At 61.7% G+C, this 19,214-nt stretch carries 17 protein-coding genes; 5 read left to right on the top strand and 12 right to left on the bottom strand.

Annotation, left to right across the window (positions count from 1 at the left end; genetic code table 11):
• Positions 1-56 precede the first annotated feature (56 nt).
• A complete protein-coding gene (locus LDZ28_RS14170) occupies positions 57-1,598 on the bottom strand; it encodes a methyl-accepting chemotaxis protein (RefSeq protein ID WP_244829010.1) in 1,542 nt (513 codons plus the stop codon).
• Positions 1,599-1,854: 256 nt separating this feature from the next.
• On the opposite strand from LDZ28_RS14170, the gene LDZ28_RS14165 reads away from it, so the two are divergent.
• On the top strand, positions 1,855-2,292 hold the full coding sequence (locus tag LDZ28_RS14165) for a PaaI family thioesterase (protein ID WP_244829009.1): 438 nt from the start codon (positions 1,855-1,857) through the stop codon (positions 2,290-2,292).
• Positions 2,293-2,364: 72 nt separating this feature from the next.
• Here LDZ28_RS14165 and LDZ28_RS14160 read toward each other — a convergent pair whose 3' ends face one another.
• The 9 genes from LDZ28_RS14160 to LDZ28_RS14120 all read right to left on the bottom strand — a co-directional run bounded on the left by LDZ28_RS14160 (position 2,365) and on the right by LDZ28_RS14120 (position 11,277).
• Positions 2,365-3,210 (bottom strand): ureidoglycolate lyase, encoded by an 846-nt coding sequence (locus LDZ28_RS14160; RefSeq protein WP_244829008.1) that lies wholly within the window; start codon positions 3,208-3,210, stop codon positions 2,365-2,367.
• 53 nt (positions 3,211-3,263) lie between these two features.
• Positions 3,264-4,007 carry an SDR family oxidoreductase gene (locus LDZ28_RS14155; RefSeq protein WP_244829007.1) on the bottom strand — a complete coding sequence of 248 codons (744 nt, stop codon included), beginning with the start codon at positions 4,005-4,007 and terminating at the stop codon, positions 3,264-3,266.
• Positions 4,008-4,059: 52 nt separating this feature from the next.
• On the bottom strand, positions 4,060-4,893 hold the full coding sequence (locus LDZ28_RS14150; RefSeq protein ID WP_244829006.1) for an amidohydrolase: 834 nt from the start codon (positions 4,891-4,893) through the stop codon (positions 4,060-4,062).
• Positions 4,890-5,939, bottom strand: coding sequence for an aldo/keto reductase (locus tag LDZ28_RS14145; RefSeq protein WP_244829005.1), 1,050 nt, complete (start codon positions 5,937-5,939; stop codon positions 4,890-4,892). The genes LDZ28_RS14150 and LDZ28_RS14145 overlap by 4 nt, the downstream gene beginning before the upstream one ends.
• Before the next feature lie 22 nt (positions 5,940-5,961).
• Positions 5,962-7,254, bottom strand: a complete 1,293-nt coding sequence (locus tag LDZ28_RS14140) for a UxaA family hydrolase (RefSeq protein WP_244829004.1) — start codon at positions 7,252-7,254, stop codon at positions 5,962-5,964.
• 5 nt (positions 7,255-7,259) lie between these two features.
• Positions 7,260-7,589: a UxaA family hydrolase gene (locus LDZ28_RS14135; RefSeq protein WP_244829003.1), complete on the bottom strand. Its 330-nt coding sequence runs from the start codon at positions 7,587-7,589 to the stop codon at positions 7,260-7,262.
• A gap of 142 nt (positions 7,590-7,731) precedes the next feature.
• Entirely contained in the window at positions 7,732-8,754 is a 1,023-nt protein-coding gene (locus LDZ28_RS14130; protein WP_244829002.1) for an ABC transporter permease, read from the bottom strand.
• Complete coding sequence (locus LDZ28_RS14125) at positions 8,744-10,249, bottom strand: sugar ABC transporter ATP-binding protein (protein ID WP_244829001.1); 1,506 nt, start codon at positions 10,247-10,249, stop codon at positions 8,744-8,746. The genes LDZ28_RS14130 and LDZ28_RS14125 overlap by 11 nt, the downstream gene beginning before the upstream one ends.
• Positions 10,246-11,277: a sugar ABC transporter substrate-binding protein gene (locus LDZ28_RS14120; protein WP_244829000.1), complete on the bottom strand. Its 1,032-nt coding sequence runs from the start codon at positions 11,275-11,277 to the stop codon at positions 10,246-10,248. Before LDZ28_RS14120 ends, LDZ28_RS14125 begins: the two co-directional genes overlap by 4 nt.
• 203 nt (positions 11,278-11,480) lie before the next feature.
• Here LDZ28_RS14120 and LDZ28_RS14115 point away from each other — a divergent pair, with 203 nt between their 5' ends.
• A complete protein-coding gene (locus tag LDZ28_RS14115; protein WP_244828999.1) occupies positions 11,481-12,269 on the top strand; it encodes an IclR family transcriptional regulator in 789 nt (262 codons plus the stop codon).
• Positions 12,270-12,357: 88 nt separating this feature from the next.
• A complete protein-coding gene (locus tag LDZ28_RS14110) occupies positions 12,358-12,903 on the top strand; it encodes a hypothetical protein (protein WP_244828998.1) in 546 nt (181 codons plus the stop codon).
• Here the strand turns inward: LDZ28_RS14110 and LDZ28_RS14105 are convergent.
• Positions 12,900-15,317 carry a bifunctional acetate--CoA ligase family protein/GNAT family N-acetyltransferase gene (locus LDZ28_RS14105; protein WP_244828997.1) on the bottom strand — a complete coding sequence of 806 codons (2,418 nt, stop codon included), beginning with the start codon at positions 15,315-15,317 and terminating at the stop codon, positions 12,900-12,902. The genes LDZ28_RS14110 and LDZ28_RS14105 overlap by 4 nt on opposite strands.
• Before the next feature lie 757 nt (positions 15,318-16,074).
• Here LDZ28_RS14105 and parA point away from each other — a divergent pair.
• Positions 16,075-16,737: a ParA family partition ATPase gene (parA, locus tag LDZ28_RS14100; protein WP_244828996.1), complete on the top strand. Its 663-nt coding sequence runs from the start codon at positions 16,075-16,077 to the stop codon at positions 16,735-16,737.
• A gap of 24 nt (positions 16,738-16,761) precedes the next feature.
• Positions 16,762-17,823 (top strand): ParB/RepB/Spo0J family partition protein, encoded by a 1,062-nt coding sequence (locus LDZ28_RS14095; protein WP_244828995.1) that lies wholly within the window; start codon positions 16,762-16,764, stop codon positions 17,821-17,823.
• A gap of 26 nt (positions 17,824-17,849) precedes the next feature.
• Here LDZ28_RS14095 and LDZ28_RS14090 read toward each other — a convergent pair whose 3' ends face one another.
• Positions 17,850-19,214, bottom strand: coding sequence for a replication initiation protein (locus tag LDZ28_RS14090; RefSeq protein ID WP_244828994.1), 1,365 nt, complete (start codon positions 19,212-19,214; stop codon positions 17,850-17,852).

Below are 19,214 nucleotides of genomic sequence, written 5' to 3'. Positions count from 1 at the left end.
AAGCGTCAGGGCCGTGAAAATTCAGGCGCCCGACAGACGCCGAAGTCATCCACTCGTCAAGCCACCTGAAACACCGAAACCGCATCCTTCAACTGCCGCGTCTGTTCATGGAGCGACTGCGCGGCAGCCGCGGCCTGCTCCACGAGCGCGGCGTTCTGCTGAGTCATCTCGTCCATTTGCGTCACGGCCTGGTTCACCTGCTCGATTCCCACGCTCTGCTCCAGCGACGACGCGCTGATCTCCGCCATCATCTGCGTGACGCGTGAAATCGAGGTCGATACCTCGCGCATCGCCGTGCCCGCGCGTTCGACCAGCGTCGAGCCGTCGCTGACCTGCGCGACCGATTCGCCGATCAGTTCCTTGATTTCCTTCGCCGATTGCGCCGAGCGTTGCGCGAGGCCGCGCACTTCGCCCGCGACGACTGCAAACCCGCGCCCTTGCTCACCGGCGCGCGCCGCTTCGACGGCCGCGTTCAGCGCGAGGATGTTGGTCTGAAACGCGATGCCGTCGATGACCGAGATGATTTCCGCGATCTTGTCCGAGCTCTTCGCGATGCCGCGCATCTTCTCCACGACGTCATCCACCACGCCGGAACCGCGTGAAGTCGCTTCGAGCGCCACGCCCGCCAGCGTGTTGGCCTCGCGCGCGTGCTCGGCGTTCTGACGCACCGTCGCCGTCAATTCTTCCATGCTCGACGCCGTTTCCTCGAGCGATGCCGCCTGATTCTCCGTGCGCGCGGACAGATCGGCGTTGCCGCTCGCGATTTCATCGGCGCCCAAGTTGATCGAATCGGACGTCTCGCGCACGGTCTTTACCGTCGTGGCGACGCTTGCCTGCATCGTCGCGAGTCCCGCGAAGAGCCTGCCGATTTCATTGCTGCCGCGATCCGCGATACGTTCGTCGAGGCGGCCTTGCGCAATGCGCTCGAAATGGCGTCCCGCTTCTTCCAGCGGCGCGATCACGCCACGGCGCAGCGCAAAATGCACCGCCGCGACACCCGCGACCAGCGCCACGAAAATGGCGATGCCGACCGCGCGGAACCAGGCGTAGCGCGTATCGATCGATTCGAGATACGCACTGCTCGCCGCATTGCCGAAGTTGACGAAGTTCTGCTGTTCGGCGAGATAGCGATCCTGAAAGCCCTGTGTCGGCTGATCGAGGAACGCCTGAATGTTGCCTGCATCCAGATACTGGACGAGCTCGCCGAGCGCCTTCGAATACTCCGCGTATTTGGCCTGAAGCGCAGCCATGCGCGCCTTGTTCTCATCGCCGGTCTTCGGCGCGTCGAGGAAGGCCGCGAACGACTTGTCCGCCTGCGCGATCTGCTCGCGCGCGTGCTGCACGATCTCGACCGGCTCCGTACCGCCGCGCACCATGCGCGTGCCGGCGCGAGACAGGTTGATGCGCGCATCCATCAGATGCTGCGTGGTCTTGTTGACCGCGTTGACTTGCTTGAGCGCGATATCGGACAGGTTGCCCACATCGTCATGCGTGCGCGAAAGCGACCAGAAGCCAAGCCCTTCGGTGACCAGTTGGAATAGGCAAAACACCACCAGCACGGCGAGCAAACCGGATGAAACCTTGATCTTTGCAAACATTTCTCAAGAACCCGAACTAACGAATGAGCCGTATGACTACGGCGGAAGTCCGGGTTTACGGCAATGAAGCGCGCCAGCTTGAATTGTTTTGCGTCGATGCCGCTTTGCGCGAGCGGGATGACCGGCGCGCTTGCCGAAACGGCGGGCGCGCGCATGCTGCGTTCGCACGATTTTTGTCGAACGTCCTTGCAGTGCGAAGAAACCCTACCTATTGTCTTTGCAGGACGGCGCCGAACCCACCCCAAGGAGTGTCCGAATGGCCGAATTAGTCGATATCGCGCGCGGTGCGCTGAATGCGCAACCGTTTAGCGCCTTGCTCGGAACGAAACTGATGCAGGTCGATGCAGCGAGTCTCACGCTGTGTCTGCCGATCCGCGATGAGCTGAGGCAACAACACGGTTTCGTGCACGGCGGGGTGGTGAGTTATCTCGTGGACAACGCGCTGACGTTCGCGGGCGCGCTGAGGCTCGGTCCGAAGGTCGTCACCGGCGAATACAAGATCAACTATCTGCGCCCGGCGGTTTCCGGCACGCTGATGGCGCGGGCGCGCGTGGTGCATGCCGGCATGACGCAGGCAACCTGCCAGTGCGATGTCTTCGTCACCGACGGCAATGCCGAAACGCTCGTCGCGGTGGCGCAAGGCACGATCACGCGCATCAGCGAAAGCGCGGCCGAAGCGCTCTATAACGCCTGAACCTCAACCTTCCGTCCTGAAGACGAAAAACCTCGCCGCAGCGAGGTTTTTTGCTTTCACGGCGCGAAGCAATTACGCGTCGACCGTCTTCTGCTGCTGCTCGCCGAGACCTTCGATACCAAGGCGAATGGTCTGCCCGGACTTCAGGTACACCGCGCTGGGCTTCACGCCCATGCCGACGCCCGGCGGCGTGCCGGTCGAGATGACATCGCCGGGCTGCAGGCTCATCGTCTTCGACAGATACGCGACCAGTTGCGCGACGGTGAAGACCATGGTCTTCGTGTTGCCGTTCTGGTAACGGTGACCGTCCACTTCGAGCCAGAGATCGAGCTTCTGCGGATCGGCGACTTCGTCCTTCGTCACGAGCCACGGGCCGAGCGGGCCGAACGTGTCGAAGCCCTTGCCCTTGTCCCATTGCGTGCCGTGTTCGAGCTGCCATTCGCGCTCGGAGACGTCGTTGATCACGCAGTAACCGGCCACGTAGTCGAGCGCGTTGGCTTCATCGACATACTTGGCTTCCTTGCCGATCACCACGCCGAGTTCGACTTCCCAGTCGGTTTTCTTCGAATTGCGCGGAATTTCCACGTCGTCGTTCGGGCCGCAAATGGCGCTCGTCCACTTGCCGAAAATGACCGGCTCGGTCGGCACGGGCAGATTCGATTCGGCGGCGTGATCCGCGTAGTTGAGGCCAATACACACGAACTTGCCCACACGTCCGACACACGGCCCGATACGCGGATTGCCATCCACCACCGGCAGCGACGCGGGGTCGGTCGCGCGCAGCTTGGCCAGGCCCGCATCGGTCAGCGTAGCGCCGGAGATGTCGTCCACGACCTTCGACAGATCGCGAATCTTGCCTTCGGCATCCAGCAAACCCGGTTTTTCCTGACCCTTGGGGCCGTAACGAAGCAGCTTCATCTGAATAGATCCTCGTGTTTCGAAATGCAAAGGTTGAAAACGCAGCGGCCGTCCTAGTTGGACCAGCCGCCATCGATGACGTGAGCCTGACCCGTCGTGAACGACGACTCGTCCGAGGCGAGATACAGCGCGAGCGCCGCGATTTCTTCCGTGCGGCCGACGCGGCCCATTGGTTGACGCGAAACGAAAGCCGCCTGAATCTGGTCGATCGTCGCGCCCTGCGCCTTGGCTTGCTCGGCGATGCGGTCCTTCAGCGACGGCGACTCCACCGTGCCCGGACAAATCGCGTTGCAGCGGATGCCGCGCGTGACGAAATCCGCCGCGACGGATTTCGTGAGCCCGATGACCGCCGCCTTCGACGCACCATACACGAAGCGATTCGGCACGCCCTTCACGCTCGACGCCGCCGACGACATATTGACGATCGAGCCGCCGCCCTTTTCCAGCATCTTCGGCAGGAACGCGCGGATCGTCCGATACATGGCCTTCGCGTTCAGATTGAAGGCGAGATCCCAGTCCGCTTCGCTCGCTTCGAGAATCGAACCGGGATGCACATAGCCCGCGCAGTTGAAGAGCACGTCGATGGCGCCGACTTCCTTCGCGAGCGCCTCGATGGCTTGGGGGTCGAGCACGTCGAGCTTGTGGGCTTCGACCGGCTTGCCTTCGAGCCCTTCGATACGAATGTCGGTTGCGATCACGCGCGCGCCTTCCGCCGCGAAAAGCTCGGCCGTCGCGAGCCCGATCCCTTGTCCCGCTGCGGTGATCAGCGCCGTCTTGCCTGCCAGTCTTTGTACCATCTACTGCTCCAGTGGAAGTTGATTTTAAGACATGCCGGGTATATCAGCGGCTTCAGAGGCGATAGAACGCACGGGCGTTTCCGCCGAAAATCGCGTCTTCCTCGGCTTTTTCGAGATGCGAGACCAAGCGCCTCGCGGCGGCGTGCCAATCAGTGTAGCAACCGTTTAAGTTCAGTACCGGCCAATCGCTGCCCCACATGAGGCGCTCGTGTCCGAATTGTTCGATGAGATGCGCGACGTAAGGCGCGAGCGTGTCGGCGGTCCAGCTAGGCGACGCTTCTGTCGCGAGCCCCGAGAGCTTGCAATGGAGGCGCTGCGGCAAGGCAGCGAGTTGCGCGATGCCATCGGCCCACGGTTGCCAGCCCGCTTCGCCATCGCGGATGGGCGGCTTCGCACCGTGATCCACGACGATACGCAACGCCGGATAACGCCCGGCGAACTCGACGAGCGATGGCACGTGGCGCGCGAAGATGAGCGCGTCGAAAGCAAGATCGAGCTCGATCAGACGCTGGATGGCTTCCGGGCGCGGCGCGTGGTCTATCCACGTATCGTCGGGCAGGTCTTGCAGCATCGGCCGCACGGCTTTGAATTTTTTGTCGCGCGCAAATTCATCGATGATTTCTACCGCGTCGACGGAATCGAGCGGAACCCAGCCGACGACGCCCGCAATGGATTCGTCATCGCGCGCTAGATCGAGCAGATGACGCGTTTCATCGACGGTCGCCGCCGCTTGCACGACGACCGTTTGCTTGACATTCGTGATCTTGCGGAGCGGCGCCAGATCATCGGAACCGAAGACGCGATAGAGCGGCTTGAGATCGGGCGTGAGCCAACCGTAATCGCCACGCGCCGGGTCCCAATAATGTTGGTGAGCGTCGATGTTCATTGCGGTGTTGGCGCCTTCTCATGCAGCAAGCCAGCCGCACGCAAAGCGTCCCACAACGCCGAAGGAACCGGTGTAGCGAATGACGCCGCATTCTCACGGACTTCCTCGGGCTTGCGCGCGCCCATCAACACCGTGGCGACGACTTTATGCGCATAAGGAAACTGCAGGGCGGCCGTCGACAGCGCGACGCCATACTCGCGACAGATGCGTTCCAGCCTCGCCACACGATCGACGATCTCTTTGGGCGCATCGCCGTAGTTGAATTTGAGATCGCCTTGCGCGTCGGCATCGAGACCGCGCGCGAGAATGCCCGAATTGAACGCGCCGCCAAGCAGGATGCTCACACCGCGCTGTTCGCACTCGGGCAAGAGATCGTCGAGCGTGTTCTGTTCGAGCAGCGTGTAGCGGCCAGCGAGCAACGCGCAGTCGATGTCGTATTCGGCCATTGCCTCGCGCACCGCCGCGCCTTCGTTCACGCCGAGGCCGACTGCTTTCACGCCGCGCGACTGCTTGAGTTCATCGAGCGCACGAAAGCCGCCTTCATTGGTGAGCTGACGCCAGTAATGCGCGTTTTTTTCGCCGTGCGTGACACGGCCGATGTCGTGTATCAGCACGATATCGATGTCGATCATGCCGAGCCGCTGCTGGCTGTCTTCGAACGAGCGCAGGATGCCGTCGTAGGTGTAGTCGTAGATGGCCTGGAACGGTAGCGGTGCGGCCCAGCCTTCGCTGCCGTCGTCGGGCGCGGTGCGCGGCACGAAGCGGCGGCCCACTTTGGTCGAGAGCACGTAGTCACTTCGCGCGTGGCGTCGCAGGGCATCGCCGAGACGGTGTTCTGCCTTCGTGTGTCCGTAATGCGGTGCGGTATCGAAGAAACGGATGCCCGCTTGCCACGCGGCATCGACTGTAGCGCGCGCCTCGTCTTCCGTCAGTTCGTGATATAGCCCGCCGAGCGGCGCCGTGCCGAGCGAAAGTGCCGTCACCTCCAGATCCGTCCGCCCGATCTTGCGTCGGCGCGTGACGGCATCCTGCGTGTCTCCGTTCATTGTGCAACCCTCAGTCGATTATTCAGTTCGAAACGACTTCTGCGGTGCCGCGAGACGCAACACTAACGCGTTGCGCGCCGCCAGGCAAACACGCGGGGCCGACGGGCTCGAAGGTTTTGTAAGTCAGGATGAATTCCTGATGCCCCAGCGACTCCGATTTCGACGCAGCGCCCGCCGCCACCGCCACGGTGACATCGAACACTTCGCGTCCTACTTCGTCGAGCGTCGCGCGGCCTTCCAGGATGCGGCCGGCATCCACGTCCATGTCGCCGGACAGGTTGCGATACGTCGCCGGATTCGCGCAGACCTTGATGACGGGCGATATCGCCGAGCCGACCACCGAGCCGCGCCCCGTCGTAAAGAGGATTACGTGTGAGCCGCACGCGATAAGTTCGCCGATTTCCGCGTTGTCGCTGATGTTCGGAAAGCCGAAGCGCGGCTCGCCGTCGGGCACGACATCGAGCAGATAAAGGCCGCCGGTCGGCGGGACATCGCCCGGCTTGATGATGCCGACGATAGGCGACGCGCCGCTCTTCGCATACGCGCCGAGCGACTTCTCTTCCTGCGTCGTGAGCCCGCCGTCCGCGTTGCCCACCGCGAAGGAACCGTGGCCCATCGTCGTGTAATAGCGCGCGGCTTTTTCCACGCACGCGACGATTTCATCGCCGAGTTCGGGACGCGCCGCGCGCGTCTTCATATGAAATTCGCAGCCGACGAGTTCGCCGGTTTCCTCGAAGATGCACGCCGCGCCTTCGTCGATGAAGGTGTCGAAGGCGCGGCCCACGGCTGGGTTCGCCGTGATGCCGCTCGTGCCGTCCGAGCCGCCGCAGATCGTGCCGATGACGAGTTCATCGAGCGCCATCGGCACTTTCTCTTGCGCGGCGAGCGTCGCGCGCGCTTCGCGTACCCAGTCGAGACCGTGCTGAATCGTGCTGCGCGTGCCGCCGTTTTCCTGGATCGTCACGACGGCAGCGGGGCGGCCGCTCGCGCGCACGACATCGGCGAGATAGTGCTTGTTCATGCTTTCGCAGCCAAGCGAGACGAACAGCACCGCGCCCACGTTCGGATGCGTGCAGATGCGCTCCAGCATCTTCTCGGCGTAGCTATTCGGATAGCAGCCGGGGAAGCCGATCAGGTGCACGGGCGGCGCTTCGTTTTGCGCGGCGTCGAATGCGTCGAACGATGGGCGGAAGTGCGTGACGATCTCGCGGGCAACGTGATGCGCGCACTCGACCATGTACGCCACCGCGACGATGTTGCGGATGCCCTTGCGGCCATCGGCTCTCGGGAAGCCCTGCAATGTTGATGTGTTCATGGCTCTCAATGCTGCACGTAGGCATGGCCGGCGTCGTGCGTGTAGGTGGGGATGTAGTCGCTCTCCAGATTGTGGGTGTGGAGATGCGCGCCGCGGGGAACGTCTGTGCTCACGTGGCCGATGATCGCGCCGTAGCGCAGGACTTTGTCGTCCTTCTTCAACGCGCGGCGGGCTATTTTGTGAGCCAGTTCTATCGTCGTTTCCAGCTTGACTGGCTCGCCTTCTATCTGAAGCGTTTCGCCTGCGATTAGGCGGGCTGCTGCTATCAGACAGTTGTCTTCTTTGCTCAAGAGGATCAGGCGGGGGTCGGTGGTTTTTGTCTCTGTGTCGGGCATCTCGTTCCTTCTGAAATTCGTGTCGTCGTGGACATTGAGCCGTATGCTCGCGGCATCTTCAGCAGCCGCCTGCTGACGTTCGTCGTCCGGGCGCTGGACGCGTCAGCCGATCTCGCGACACGCGTGCGGCTGCGCTCCCGCTTCAGTTCTGCGCATCTCCACCCGCCAGTCTCGCCACCATCAGCGAACCCAGGATGATCGCGCCGTAAATCGCCTGAATCCAGAACGATGGCACCTGCGCCAAGGTCAGCAAGTTCTGCACGACGCCCAGCAGCAACACGCCCGATAACGCGCCGAGCATCGTGCCCTTGCCGCCATCCAACGAAATGCCGCCGATCACTGCCGCCGCGAACACCGTGAAGATCATTCCATTGCCCTGGTTCGCGTTGATCGCGCCGACGTAGCCTGTGACGATCAAGCCGCCAATCGACGCCAGTACGCTGCCGAGCACGAACACGCCCCACGTGATGCGCTCCACGCGAATGCCTGCCGCGCGTGCCGCTTCGGGATTGCCGCCGATCGCGTAAAGCGCGCGGCCGAGGCGGTGGTAACGCAGCATGAACGCGGCAACGGCGAACGCGGCCGCCGCGAGCCATACCGAGATCGGCAGACCGAGCACGAGTGTCGTGGCCAGCGTGAAGAACGAAGGCGGCATGTCGAATAACGTGCCGCCCTTGGTCGCGCCGACGAGCATGCCGCGCAGCACGATCAGCATTGCGAGCGTGACGATGAACGCGTTCAGCCGCAGTCGCACGACCAGAAAGCCGTTGAAGAAGCCGATCAGCGCGCCGACCACGACGATCGCCGCAAGTCCCGCCGCCGCCGGCCACTCGAAGCCGAAGCCCGCCGACGCCGCCGGCATCACGAGCATCGCGCCGACAGCCGGCGCAATGCCGACCGTCGATTCGAGCGATAAATCGAATTTGCCTGTCAGAACGATCAGCGATTCGGCCAGCACGACAAGCGCAAGCGCCGCCGATGCCCCAAGGATGCTGATGAGATTCGCCTGCGTGAGAAAGCTCGGGCTGACGAACGCGCCGATGGCAAGCAAGAGCGCCAGCGCGGGCAGCAATGCGAGGTCGCGAAAACGCGCCAGTTCGATGCGCGGGCGCGCCACGGCCATGCTCGCGCCGTTCATCGCCGGGTTGGGTACGTCATGCTTCATGGAGATTCACCCCTTCGACGGATGCGATGAGTTCATGGTCCTGCCATCCGGCAGGGAATTCGGCGACGATGGCGCCGCGAAACATCACCAGGACGCGGTCGCACGTGCGCAAGTCGTCCAGCTCGCCCGATACGACGAGCACCGCCTTTCCTTCCTCGCGCACGCGTTCGACGACGCCGAGCAGCGCTTCCTTCGACTTCACATCAACGCCAGCGGTGGGATCGATCAGAACGAGCACGTCCGGATCAGTGGCGAGCGCGCGCGCCATCACCACTTTTTGCTGATTGCCGCCCGACAAGCCCGACACGATATGTTCCGGGCCCTGCGTCTTGATGCCGAGCGCGGCAATCATGCGGCGTCCGAAGGCGTTCTTTTTCGCGGGCGTCGCAATACCGAAGCGGCCGAGCAATCGCGCGATCGTCATGGACGCGTTTTCCGCGACGGATTGCGACAGCACCAAGCCTTCGCGATGCCGGTCTTTCGGCACGCAGCCGACACCATGCGCCAGCGCGGCCGGCACGTCGCCCGGCGGCAGCGCGCGGCCATCGACGCTGATCGTGCCCGCGCGTTGCGCCTTCAATCCGGCGATGGCTTCGGCGACGCTCGTCCGGCCGCTCGTCGTCGCGCCGGTCAAGCCGATCACTTCGCCCTTGCGAACGCTCAACGTGACGTTCTCGTAGTCGTCGCCGCATAACGCTTCGACACGCAGCGCTTGCGGCGCACCAGCGGGCAGGGGCGCGCGCGCGGCGGCATCCGCGACGGCAAGGCCTCCCTGCTCGCCCGTCATCGCTTCGATGAGCCGGTCGCGCGGCAATGCCGAAACCGGCGCGCTGACGATATGCCGAGCGTCGCGCAGAACTGTCACTGCCTGACAGATTTCGTACACCTCTTGCAAGTGATGCGAAATGAACAGGAAAGTGACGCCTTCGCGCTGTAACTCTTCAATACGCTTGAAGAGACGCTTGATCTCCTCGCCGTCCAACTGTGCAGTCGGTTCATCGAGAATGATGAAGCGCGCACCGTACGACAGCGCCCGCGCAATCTCCACCAACTGCCGCGCTTCCACTGTCAGATCGCCCGCGCGTGCGTCTTCGCGCACGTCGATCTTCCAGTGGTCGAGCAGCGCGCGGGCATCACGGCGCATGGCGCGCCAGTCGATCACGCCGCCCTTCTGATGCTGCCGATTGATGTACAGATTTTCGGCCACCGACAACTCGCGGATGATCGTCGAATGCTGATAGACGCAGGCGACGCGCTCGCGCCATGCATCGCGGTCGGCGAGCGGCGGCGCGGTTTCGTCGTTGAAGCGGATCTCGCCAGCGTCCGGCTTCTTCAGGCCGGTGATCATCGACACGAGCGTCGATTTGCCCGCGCCGTTGCGTCCAACGAGCGCATGCGACTCGCCGGGCAGCACGCGCATGCTTACATCTGCGAGTGCGGGCGTCGAGCCATAGCGCTTCGTCAGGCCAACTGTCTCAACGACGGGCGCGCTCATTTGACGGTGTTGCCCCAAAGTGTTTTGTCATCGACATTGGCTTTCGTCACGAGCGGCGCGGGCAATTGATCTTCGAGAATGCCTGGACCGCGCTGCACGATCGTGCTGCCGTGATCCGTCGGGCCCGGTTTGAATGTCTGTCCCGCCAGAGCCGCCTTGATATAGAAGAGGCCGTACTTTGCGTAGAGATCGGCGGGCTGCGAGATGGTCGCGTCGATATCGCCACGGCGGATCGCGTCGTATTCCTGCGGAATGCCGTCATTGCTCACGATCACAATGTGTTTCGGATCGCCCGCCTTCACCAGCAACTGCTTGCGGCGCAAGGTCTGCAACGTCGGCGACAGATAGACGCCGCCCGCCTGCATATAGATCGCCTTCACGTCGGGGTTCGCGGTGAGCAGGCTGTCGAGCGCGGTCGCGGCGGCCTCGCCCTTCCATGCGGCGGGAATCTCGAGCAGGCTCAGCGACGGGAATTTCTTCAGGCACTCGCGAAACGCTTCCGAACGATCGCGGCCATTGACCGATGCCAGATCGCCCATGATCTGCACGACCTTGCCCGACTTCACGTGCTCGCCAATGTACTCGCACGACTTCGAACCATACGCGCGGTTGTCGGCGCGTACGACCATCGCGACCTTGCCTTGCGTCGGCGCGACATCGACGGCGACGACCGGCACGTTCTTCGCCGCCGAGGCGTCGAGCGCGCGGCTGATCGCGGCCGAATCCAGCGGGCCGACCACGATGCCCTTCGCGCCCAGGTTCAGCAGGTTGTTCATGTCGGTGATCTGCTGCGCGGGATCGCCGTTCGAGTTGACGGGCGCAAGGATGTCTATGCCCATGTCCTTCGCGTACTTCGGCAGATAGTTGTTGTACGACTGCCAGAACGGCGAAGTCAGAAGCGGGAGACCGAGGCCGACCTTGCCGGCATCGGCGGCTTGCGCGAGGCCAACTGCACCGGTGGTCGAAAGTACGGCGAGCGCCACGCCGGCTTTTACGGCCAGGCGGCGAAAGGAAGTTGAGGACGTCATGCTTGTCTCCTGATCTTGTGTTTTTTGCGACTACGGCCGTGTGGGTGACTACGGGAAACTGTCGATACGCATATTCATCAGTGAACGTATTATTCATATACGGACAATCAGAAGTCAGTTGGTGCTTTCCCTAGCGCGGGCAACGCTATTGCTGACGAAAGGCTTAAACTCGGCGCCAATTCATGAATCGACGCATACCCAACATGGACGTTGAAGTAACCGACACCGATGGCGACGCGGATCGCTATCGCGCGCCCGCGCTCGACAAGGGACTGGACATTCTCGAGTTACTCTCGGAACAGAAATCGGGACTGACGCGCGCCGAGATCACGAAGATGCTCGGGCGCAATGCAAGCGAGATGTATCGGATGCTGGAACGGCTGGTCGCGCGACAATACGTCGTGCGCTCGCCCGAGGGCGACCGTTATTCGCTGAGCCTGAAGTTGTACGCGCTTGCGCACCGGCATCCACCGATGAACCGGCTGATTGCCGAGGCTCTGCCCGTGATGCAACGTTTCGCCGATACCGCCGAGCAGTCGGTTCACCTGGTCGTCTACGATCGCGGCAACCTGCTGGTGATCGCGCAAGTGGACGGTCCCGGCACGTGGGGGATTTCGGTCCGGCTGGGGTCACGCGTCGGACTTATCGACACCGGCTCCGGTCGCGTGGTGCTCGCGTTTCAAACCGAGGAGCAGCGCGAGCACATGCTGGCGGAACATACAAAGGTGAAAGGCGAACTGGCGCTCGATCGCGCAGTACTCGATGCCGACTACGAAAAGATCGGCGAGCTCGGCTATTCACAAAAGGACAGCCAGCAGACCTTCGGCGTGACAGATGTGACTTTTCCGTTGCTCGGGCCGTCGGGCCAAGCCATCGCGGCGCTGACCTGCCCTTTCATGCGGCGTATCGACGAATACGTCGCGCCTTCCATCGAAGAAGTGACGGCGCTTTTGCGAGGCGCCGCGAGCGAGCTTTCGATGACGCGAGACTGAATCACGGCTGATACACGCGTTAGAATGGCGGCCCTCCTAAAAAGCGGCAGCCGGTTCACGCGCACGCCGCGCTCTATCTTCACGGTTCATGGCAAAACTCCTTTCCGATTCAGAATTCCAGCGTTTTTCCGAACTTCAACAGAAACAGGCGAGCTTTACGATCACGCCTGACGAGGCCGACGAATTGCGCGATATCGTCGCTCGCGCACAGAAGAAGCGCGACGATCGCGCCGCTGCAATGCAAGCGCTCGAAGCGCATATCGCACAGTTCGACATCTCGCCGGACGAGCTTTTTTCCGCCGAGCAGATCGCCGAAGCGGCGCGCAATTTCGGCCTTATTCCGGCCGCGAAGAAGGAACGCACACTGCCGCCGCAACTGACGCATAACGGCAAGCCTTATCAATGGACTTCGCGTGCGCTGCCGGAAGAGATTCGTGTACCGCTCTTCGAAGCATTCTCGGCGGGACATTCCGTGAAGTCGTTCATCGCGACGCCGAAAGACTCGGCGCGCTCGGCGCTGACGATCGCGAGACTCGAAAAGGAAACGGGAAGTTCGTATCCCGATGCTTTGCTCGAAGAGTTGGCGATAACGAGAGCGCAGATCGACGAGGCGTCCGGGCGACTGGCCGGCTAATCGCGAACGGCCGGCTCGGTCGATTTTTCACCGAGCCGCATCCGGAAACCAACGACGCTCGGATCTTCGGTTCTGATCAATTCGAAACCGGCTTTGCGCGCGAGCGCGATCATCCCCGTGTTCTCGCGCAAAGCCTCGCCCACCAGCCAGCGTGTCCCGCGCGCTCGCGCATAGTCGATGATTCGCGTGAGCAGCAGCGAGCCCAAGCCCTTCCCTTTCATGTCCGAGCGCGCAGCGACGGCAAACTCGGCAGTCTCGTTGTCCGGATCGGAGATGGCGCGTGCGACGCCCAGCGTTTCCGTGGCGCCCTCCGCAATGCTCCGCGTCACGATCAACGCCATTTCGCGGTCGTAGTCGATCTGGGTCATCCGCGCGAGTTGCGAATGATCGAAACTGCGCACGGCGCCGAAAAATCGCAAGCGCAAATCTTCGGCCGTGTTCGCCGATACGAACGCGCGATGCGCATCTTCATCCTCGGGACGAATGGGCCGCACGGTGATACGCATGCCGCGCCAGTCGAGCGTCTCATCCATGCATCGCGGATACGGCACGATTGCTAGCTGCTTGCGATGCGCGCCTAAGGTCAGTTGCGGCTCGTGCACCGCAACCGAATCGCGCGTGACACGCAGCGTCAGGCGCAGTGCGACGATCTCCTCTATATAACAAACCATTTGCGACAGCGCGGTCAGCGCGTTCAACAGCATGTCGGTGGGCAACTCGCGCGAGCGAGGCGAACGCATGACGAGATCGCGCGCAAGGACAGGGTTGAGCGGAGGCAACGCAAATTCATGAAGCGCATCGGCAAGTCCGAGCGCGCCTTCGGCCTTGAATTCGAACACCGGTCCAAAGACGCGATGGTTGAGCAGGCGCGTCTGTATCTCGACTGCATCGGCGGAAAAGGAATCGGGCGGTCCCGGCTTCACCGTGATCCCGAAGCGGGCGAGGATGCGCGCCGCACGTTCACCATTCAATTCCGCGATGCCGTTTTCCAACGAGATTCGAATTTCGTTTTGCGCGATATCGATTTCTTCTGGAATTTCCGTTGGAAGTCCGTCGGGTGTTTGCATCAACAATTCGCGTCCCTGACGAAAATCGACGAGGCGTGCAAAGCCACGCGCGAGCCGCTGCGGGGTGGTGTGAACCGGGATGCCATTTGCGTGGAGTGCGTCGCGGGTGGCGGCATCCACGCAACCGAAGAAACACGCGAGCAATCCGCGATGAGCATGACGGCGCGCGGCGATCAATGTGCGAGCGACGTCCGCGACGGGCGCGCTGTGCGTCGGCGCGTGTACGACGAAAATAGTGCCGGTGTCGCGATGCGGAGCCAGCGTTTCCACCGCGATGCCGAAATCGGCGGGCGACGCATCGTCGCCGAGCAAAAGGGGATTACCGGATTCGGCTCGGGGTAACGCGAGCGAGACGGCGTCGCGTGCGGAGAGTGGCCATTGCGCCAGATCATCGCCGGCTTTGCCGAACGCATCTCGTGCCAAAGTGGCGACGCCGCGATCGCTGGTAATGACGGTTGCCACGTCGCCGGCTGCGACGCTTCCTACGCCCAGGGTTTCGATTTCGTCGAGCAGATCGTCGAGCGAATCCACGCGTACAAGTCCGGCACGGCGGAAGGCTGCACCGTATAGGCGATCGAATGGATCGTCGTGTCCGGTTCGTAGAACGAGTACCGGCTTATTTCTCGCGGCGGCGCGCGCGGCGGAGATAAATTTGCGTGCGGCCCGGACGGTTTCGATCGCAAGAAGAATCGCTTTGGTCGATACGTCGGTGGCGAGGAAGTCGAGGATATCGCCGGAATCGACGTCAGCTTCATCGCCCAACGCGACGATGCGTGAGAAGCCGAGGCCCCGCGCGCGGGCCCAGCCGAGCACGCCATTGGTTAGCGCATTCGAGCCTGATACCCAAGCGACGCCGCCCGATTTGACACTGCACGCTGGCGCCCCGAGGCATGCGCCGACGGCGGGAGACACTACGCCGAGACTTGCCGGTCCTACCACGCGCAGCAGGAAGGGACGCGCGGCGGCAAGGGTACGGGCAGTCCATTCGTGGGACTCTGCATTGGAGATGAATTCGGCTCTCGCGGAGTGTCGTCTCGCTGCCTCTCCAATAACGACGACAGCTTTGGTTCCACAGTCTCCGAGTTGTTCAACTAGTTGAGGCCAGGTTTTAGGAGGCGTGCATAGCACCGCAACGCTCGGCGCTTCGGGGAGGTGAGCTATGTCGGCGAAGCTCGGCTGTTCGCCTATGGTTTGGTGCTTTGGATTTACTGGCCAGATTGGGCCTTTGAATCCAGCGCTGTTGGCGCGGGCCCATACCATTTCGCCGATGCTGCCCGGCCGCGTCGATGCGCCGATCACAGCAATTGACTTCGGCGCGAACAGGATGTCCAGGTTGCGAACGGTCATTACGGAGCTCCGGACTCGGTCGGCGATTGGCGGTTGAGGCAGGGTTAGGATAGGCGATTTTGGGGGTGGGGCGTGCGGTGTCGTTACGGGCTGTGGGCTGTGGGCTGTGGGCTGTGGGCTGTGGGCTGTGGGCTGTGGGCTGTGGGCTTCGGGCTGTGGGCTTCGGGCTTCGGGCTTCGGGCTTCGGGCTTCGGGCTTCGGGCTTCGGGCTTCGGGCTTCGGGCTTCGGGCTTCGGGCTGTGGGCTTCGGGCTTCGGGCTTCGGGCTTCGGGCTTCGGGCTTCGGGCTTCGGGTTTCGGGTTTCGGGTTTCGGGCTTTGGGCTTTGGGCTTTGGGCTTTGGGCTTTGGGCTTTGGGCTTTGGGCTTTGGGCTTTGGGCTTTGGGCTTTGGGCTTTGGGGCTTCGGGGCTTCGGGGCTTCGGGGCTTCGGGGCTTCGGGGCTTCGGGGCTTCGGGGCTTCGAGGTTGCCGTGACTTTATGCGCATAAAGCTGGTCTGGCAGCGCGGCACCGCTTAACAATCTCCAAGACGCCTAAAGCCGTGACGGGGAGATATTGGTCTCACGCCTTAGCTTCTTGCTGTCGAGCATGATGTGCGATTTGAAGCTGCATCCATCAGGCCCTTGTCCGCGCTTTCACAAAATCAGCTAAAGCTCACCCCTATGCCAAATGGCTAACGACACATTTAATGTCGAATTAAAGTTGAAATTACTAAACCTCAATGTAAAATTCAACCGCCTGCAAAAACTGGAGCATTAAAGTGGCGGCGGAAATCATAGCGATCACGCAGCAGAAGGGCGGCGTTGGCAAGAGCACGATTGCAATGCACCTCGGCGCAGCTTTTCACGAAAAGAAGAAGCGCGTGCTCGTCGTCGATGCAGACGGTCAAAACACGTTAATCCACTGGTCGAGCGCAGCGTCAGACGAAGCGAGCGGCATCCCCTTTCCTATCGTGAATCTTTCGGAAGCGGGCGGACAAATCCATCGTGAAATCAGGAAGTTCGTGAATGACTACGACATCATCGTGGTGGATTGCCCGCCGTCAATTACAGAGAAGGTGTCAGGCGTCGTTCTGCTAGCCGCGAGCGTGGCAGTGATTCCGACTTCATCATCGCCAGCCGATTATTGGTCGAGCGTCGGCCTCGTCAAACTGGTTCAGCAAGCGCAGGTGATGAACGAAGATCTGCGCGCGGTGTTTCTGCTGAACAAGACGGAAGAGAAGCGAATGCTCACGCGCGAGCTGAAGGTCGCTCTCGAAGAACTGGGCTTTCCGCTGCTAAAAACGCAGATCCCAACCCGAGAGTGCTACAAGCAGGCCATGGCGCTAGGACAAACCGTTTTGCAAATGTCCGACCGCGGCTCGCGTCTCGCTGCTGCCGAGATTCGCGCGTGCGCCGATGAAATCCTCGGCATGCTCTCCTGACTTTATGCGCATAAAGGACCCTGAATGAAACCGTCCCAACTGGCAAAAGGCTTCAAGGCCCGCCCCGATACGACAAGCAGCGAGAAGCGAACCGCTCTGGATCGCCTGAACGCCATCGATGGAATCGTCGATATACAAAGCGTCGGACAGGCCGCGAATGGACGCGCAAGCACTTTCGTATCCGACGAGCAGGCCGACGCAGACGTCAGCACCGAATCCGAGCAGTTTCGCGCCTGGCGACGGGCGAACCGCTACACGGCTGGGCAGGTCATCGAGTTGCCGCTAAAGGCGATCAAAGCGAGCCCGTTTAATCCGCGCCATTTCTACCTCAAGGCATCGATCGCCGAACTAGCCGTCAACCTTGCAAGGCAGGGACAGCAGCAGGCCATCCACGTCATCCCCGACTACGATAACGCTGGGACCTTCTTCGTAAGCGACGGTGGCCGTCGCGTCCGTGCGCTCAAGGAAGCCAACAAGGAAACCGTCAAAGCGATTGTCGTCGATCTGCCTATTGGAATTCAAAGCTACAAGCTTGGCTACGATCTAAACGTTCAGCGGGATTCGCAAACCGTCTTCGATAATGCCGTCGTCTGGCGACGCTTCCTGGACGAGCAACACTTCCAGAGCCAACGAGAGTTGGCCGACCATCTTGGGCTAGACGAATCCACTATCGCAGTCGCGCTATCGGTTGCGAAGCTTCCTGAGAACGTCATGCAGGAAATGGTCGCTCGGCCTGATCGATTCGGGTCGAACATGGCCTATCAAATCACGCGCTACCACTCGGCGCGTGGCAGCGATGCCACGCTGCGCCTCATCAACAAGATCACGTCGGATGATCTGAGTACGCGACAAGTCGCGGATATCGTGAAGGGACGCGCAAGCGGACAAGAAGTGCCCAAGCCGCCCGGCCGTCAACGCTATGCCCAACGAATGGAGATTAAACTGGACGGCGTCGCGGTCGGCGATCTCAAGTCATATGGCGAGGATCGCCTTGAGTTGCGGTTGCGCGGCTTGTCACGGGATCGACGAGATGAACTGCTGCGTCAGATCGAAACCATGCTTCAGTTCAACGAAGAGAAGAAATAACAGCGTCCGCCCTCTGCCAGACGCGTTCAGTTAGCGCGTGTCTGGCTAAGTGTGAAGGCGAGCAAATCCCCATCGGTCGGCTCGCCCCACGTCTTCCTAGCCAGCCAGTCGAAAAATGACGTTTCCGCCAGCTTCGAATCGAGGCCGCGCTTACGCCAATCGTCGCGCATATGCGTGCCGAGTTCCGGCAACACGTCGTCTTCAAAACTTTGCCGCGCCAGCTCCCGTTCCCGCTCACCTTGCTCGTCGTAGAGCGCACGCGCTTCCTTCCTTCTATATGCCGAAAACTCGCCAAGCAGGCGTGCCTTGAGATCATCGGCGCCGGATGCCGATCCCGCTGTCGACCGCGGCGCGCCGTTGGCCGTTGCCGGCGGTAGCGCTTCGAGCGGCGGCGCATAGCCCTTCTTGAGCGCGTCCTTGAACAGCGCTGCCGCGCTTCTGATAGGCGGAAGCGTCGTGCTGCGCAACCGTTGCTCGGTCATCTGCAACGCCGCCCGGATGCGATTTTCCTCGCTGTCGGCGTACAGCGTCTGCGCCTCTTTCAACGGAATGCCGATCTTTACCATCCTGTCGACCAGCGTGCTGTCGAAGACGTTCGGATGTTCGTCGAGCGCCAGCATCGGCTGCTTGCGCTCCGTAACGCGGAATTGAATCTCGGCGACGCGACGCCCCTCTCGATGTTCCACCAGTTCGACGAAAATGTTAGTGACGGCGTTGACCTCCGCGATCGCGGGACGAAGATAGTCGCGCTTGAAATACTTGTACTCTCGCTTGGCCTCGTCTCCAGCCTCGGTATCTGGCGTGCCGGATAGAATCGGCCGCCACCACTCCCACGTTTCGCGCATCGTCAGATGGCTGGGGTTGGTCAGATAACGCACGCATATTTCATAAAGCGCAAGACCCGCGCTGCTGCGCAACTGGCTTTGGAACTGCAGGCTCAGACGCGCATACTGCACCGGATCGAGCAGCTTCTTTTTGATTTTTGGAGCGAAGGAAAATTCGACCCATACGCGGCGCGTCGTCGGGTCCTCGAGAATTTCCGCGTCGGCGATGAGCGTCGAGATGCCCCACTTGCGGCCGGGCTTCTGGCTCGACGTGCCCGTGCTCCACTCGACCTGCACCGACACCATGCGACGCAGATGCTCCTTGACCAGCGCTGTATCGTTTGAATCGAATGCGGAATTCGCGACAATGTCGGACAGCAACGCGCGGTAGGTGTCGCCAGATTCGTCCGCCTGCTGCGCCACAGCGAGCAGAACGTTGAAGAGCTTGCGAGTAAGCAGCGTGATCTTGCCGCTCTTCGGTTGAATCGCGATGGCTTCGACCGCCTTGCGCAACTCAGCCGAGCTCGGGCTGACAACATCGGTTTTCTTTGCGCGTTTGGTTGCCAT

The sequence above is a fragment of the Caballeronia sp. TF1N1 genome (genome assembly GCF_022878925.1).
Lineage (GTDB): Bacteria > Pseudomonadota > Gammaproteobacteria > Burkholderiales > Burkholderiaceae > Caballeronia.
Note: the sequence above shows the minus strand (reverse complement) of the source record. Positions and strands in the feature narration are given on the sequence as shown.

Excerpts from the sequence above, each read along its gene's own strand:
- LDZ28_RS14170 (WP_244829010.1), bottom strand. The coding sequence starts at position 1,598 with ATGTTTGCAAAGATCAAGGTTTCATCCGGTTTGCTCGCCGTGCTGGTG.
- LDZ28_RS14165 (WP_244829009.1), top strand. The coding sequence starts at position 1,855 with ATGGCCGAATTAGTCGATATCGCGCGCGGTGCGCTGAATGCGCAACCG.
- LDZ28_RS14160 (WP_244829008.1), bottom strand. The coding sequence starts at position 3,210 with ATGAAGCTGCTTCGTTACGGCCCCAAGGGTCAGGAAAAACCGGGTTTG.
- LDZ28_RS14155 (WP_244829007.1), bottom strand. The coding sequence starts at position 4,007 with ATGGTACAAAGACTGGCAGGCAAGACGGCGCTGATCACCGCAGCGGGA.
- LDZ28_RS14150 (WP_244829006.1), bottom strand. The coding sequence starts at position 4,893 with ATGAACATCGACGCTCACCAACATTATTGGGACCCGGCGCGTGGCGAT.
- LDZ28_RS14145 (WP_244829005.1), bottom strand. The coding sequence starts at position 5,939 with ATGAACGGAGACACGCAGGATGCCGTCACGCGCCGACGCAAGATCGGG.
- LDZ28_RS14140 (WP_244829004.1), bottom strand. The coding sequence starts at position 7,254 with ATGAACACATCAACATTGCAGGGCTTCCCGAGAGCCGATGGCCGCAAG.
- LDZ28_RS14135 (WP_244829003.1), bottom strand. The coding sequence starts at position 7,589 with ATGCCCGACACAGAGACAAAAACCACCGACCCCCGCCTGATCCTCTTG.
- LDZ28_RS14130 (WP_244829002.1), bottom strand. The coding sequence starts at position 8,754 with ATGAAGCATGACGTACCCAACCCGGCGATGAACGGCGCGAGCATGGCC.
- LDZ28_RS14125 (WP_244829001.1), bottom strand. The coding sequence starts at position 10,249 with ATGAGCGCGCCCGTCGTTGAGACAGTTGGCCTGACGAAGCGCTATGGC.
- LDZ28_RS14120 (WP_244829000.1), bottom strand. The coding sequence starts at position 11,277 with ATGACGTCCTCAACTTCCTTTCGCCGCCTGGCCGTAAAAGCCGGCGTG.
- LDZ28_RS14115 (WP_244828999.1), top strand. The coding sequence starts at position 11,481 with ATGGACGTTGAAGTAACCGACACCGATGGCGACGCGGATCGCTATCGC.
- LDZ28_RS14110 (WP_244828998.1), top strand. The coding sequence starts at position 12,358 with ATGGCAAAACTCCTTTCCGATTCAGAATTCCAGCGTTTTTCCGAACTT.
- LDZ28_RS14105 (WP_244828997.1), bottom strand. The coding sequence starts at position 15,317 with ATGACCGTTCGCAACCTGGACATCCTGTTCGCGCCGAAGTCAATTGCT.
- LDZ28_RS14095 (WP_244828995.1), top strand. The coding sequence starts at position 16,762 with ATGAAACCGTCCCAACTGGCAAAAGGCTTCAAGGCCCGCCCCGATACG.
- LDZ28_RS14090 (WP_244828994.1), bottom strand. The coding sequence starts at position 19,214 with ATGGCAACCAAACGCGCAAAGAAAACCGATGTTGTCAGCCCGAGCTCG.